This window comes from Brevibacterium ammoniilyticum (assembly GCF_038429965.1).
Taxonomy (GTDB): Bacteria; Actinomycetota; Actinomycetes; order Actinomycetales; family Brevibacteriaceae; genus Brevibacterium; species Brevibacterium ammoniilyticum.
The window spans coordinates 1-1,556 of the sequence record NZ_BAABNP010000042.1 but is presented as its reverse complement, the minus strand read 5'-3'; the positions used below and the strand labels follow the sequence as shown (position 1 = coordinate 1,556).

The 1,556-nt window shown below is 67.9% G+C and carries 1 protein-coding gene; it reads right to left on the bottom strand.

Features of this window, described 5'->3' with window-relative positions:
* Window positions 1-34 precede the first annotated feature (34 nt).
* A protein-coding gene (locus tag AAHA49_RS17800; RefSeq protein ID WP_370518181.1) for an IS3 family transposase occupies window positions 35-1,422 on the bottom strand; the annotation gives its coding sequence in 2 pieces (ribosomal slippage) (window positions 35-1,074 and window positions 1,074-1,422; 1,389 coding nt in all).
* Between the last annotated feature and the right edge of the window lie 134 nt (window positions 1,423-1,556).

Here is a 1,556-nt window from a genome sequence, read left to right as displayed (position 1 = left end):
CGGAATTTTTCAAGGTGTTTGAGGCCAGTGGGTGTCAGGCGGCTACCGGTTCGGCGGCGGTTGGTTGGTTGATCCAGGCGTGGGTGGGTAGCGCGAGGATTTTCGGGTCAGCGGTGGTGGAGAAGCGCTCGGGGTGAGTAGCGCGGGCCGCGGCCAGGGCCGCTGAGCGCTGCTGACTCACGGTCGCGGCGTGGCCGTAGTGGACGTCGGCGGGGGTGTGCAGCCCGATCCCGGTGTGACGGTGTCCGTGGTTGTAGGTCTCGACGAAACCGGCCATGAACGCCCGGGCGTCGGCCAGAGAGCCGAAGCGGTCCGGGAAGACCGGGGCGTACTTCAAGGTCTTGAACCACGCCTCGGAATACGGGTTGTCATTGCTCACGCTGGGTCTGGAGTGGGAACGGGTGACGCCGAGGTCGGCCAGCAGCGCGGCCACAGGTTTGGAGGTCATCGAGGTGCCGCGGTCGGCGTGCACCACGGTGGGCACACCGTGAACCCCGAAGATCTCCTTCATCATCTCCTCGGCCAGAGGCCCGGACTCTCGGGCGTGGACGTGGGCGCCGACGATGTAGCGGGAGTAGACGTCGAGCATCACGTAGGCGTCGTAGTAGACGCCCTTGGCCGGGCCGGGCAACTTGGTGATGTCCCAGGTGTAGACCTGACCGGATCCGTCGGCCATCAGCTCAGGGATCGCTCGGGCCGGGTGACGGGCCTGGCGCCGGCGTTCCTTCACCTGCGCGGCGGCTGCGAGGATGCGGTACATGGTGGCGATCGAGCACAGGTACACCCCGCGCTCCAGCAGCGTGGCGTAGACCTGGGCCGGGGGCTGGTCGACGAATTCGTCACTGTTGAGCACCTCCAGCACCCGTTCCCGCTCAACGCGACTGAGCCGGTTGGCCGGCTCCACCGCGGTCCGAGGTCCCGGTGCTGTCCGGGCCCGCCGGCGGGTGGCGGTGGCCCGCGACACCCCGGTCAGTCCCGCTGCGTCCCGGGTGGTCACGCCTGCGGCGGTGAGCTCGGTGTAGGCGCCCATCAGCGCTTCTTGCGCGGCTGCTCGGTGTCCGCGCTCTCGGAAATCTGCTCCAAGAGCGCGTGTGCTTTTCCCATGATGTCCAGGGCGGTCTCGGTGGTGGCCAGCTTCTGCTGGGAGGCGGCCAGCTGGCGGCGCAACCGGGCGATTTCGGCCTGCTCCGCACTCGGCCGGCCAACGGCTTCATCGGCCGCCTTGCCTTCGAGCACGCCAGCATCGCGCATCCGGCGCCATTCGCTGATCAGCGAGGAGTACAGGCCCTCCCGGCGAAGGTAGGCCCCACCCTGCTGCTCCTGGCAGGCCTGTTCGTAGGCGGCCAGATGCGCCAGCTTCTGCTCCGGGGTGAAGCTCCGGCGCCGAGCCGGGCCACCAGCACGAGGGTGAGCGTCACTCATCTGTCCATCATCGGCGATCGCGGACAACGGCGGGGCGAACGTGGAACTACTCATGGTGATCGATCCTGAATCTCGCCCTGCGTCAGGCGGACTTGCTGTGAACCACTGGACTCAACTCACCCTGACACGCAGGG